2 protein-coding genes are annotated in these 810 nt (G+C 41.1%); both read left to right on the top strand.

The window, feature by feature from the left end:
* Positions 1-412: DUF3291 domain-containing protein (locus R7190_RS26705; RefSeq protein ID WP_318137777.1), on the top strand; the 412-nt coding region annotated here is incomplete at its 5' end.
* A gap of 114 nt (positions 413-526) precedes the next feature.
* The coding region (locus R7190_RS26700) for a VOC family protein (protein ID WP_318137776.1) at positions 527-810 on the top strand (284 nt) is incomplete at its 3' end.

Here is an 810-nt window from a genome sequence, read left to right as displayed (position 1 = left end):
ATATCCTCTGGATGCACCTGAAATTAGAGAATTTGTAGACAATTTAGACTTAGTTAATGGTATTGCTGAAGAGAGTGAAGGCTTTGTTTGGCGTTTAAAAGACGACTCCGGTGATGCCACCAGCATTAAATTGTTTGAAGACCCAAACATGATTGTAAACATGTCTGTCTGGGAAAGTACTGACGCACTCAAAAACTTTATGTTCCGTACTGACCATAGAGATTTCATGCGCCGAAAAAGCGAATGGTTTCATCGATTAACAGAAGATAGCTATGTTCTATGGTGGGTTGAAGATGGCCATATACCAACACCACAAGAAGCTTTATTCCGCCTTCAACATTTGCGCGATAACGGAGATACGCCCTTTGCTTTCACATTTAAAACTAACTTTACAGAAGCAGATCTTACGTGAGCTATGCGCTGGTTAAATCGCTAAGTTGTATAAAGCACCGATATGACATGCCTCACCCCATCATTGGAGTTGCGCACTTCAAGGGAAATTGTAACTGACTCTAAAGGATAAAGAGTGATAGATCATTTTGAAATTAAGGTAGCGGCATTCGAAGAATGTCGTGCATTTTACATGAATGCGCTGGAGCCATTAGGCATTGAACTCAAATGGTCAGATGAAAATGCTGCTGGTTTCGGGCTTTCGAGCGAGCCAAATGTAATATTTCTCATTGAAAAAGGTGTCAGTAATTCAACATGCCACATCGCTTTTTCTGCATTAGACAAACGACAAGTTACAGCATTTCACGAAGGGGGTTTGTCTGCTGGAGGCAAATGTAACGGGAAACCTGGTTTACGAAA

Source organism: Vibrio sp. 1078-1 (assembly GCF_033340475.1).
The sequence above is the reverse complement of the archived record's forward strand: the minus strand, read 5'-3'. Positions and strand labels throughout refer to the sequence as shown.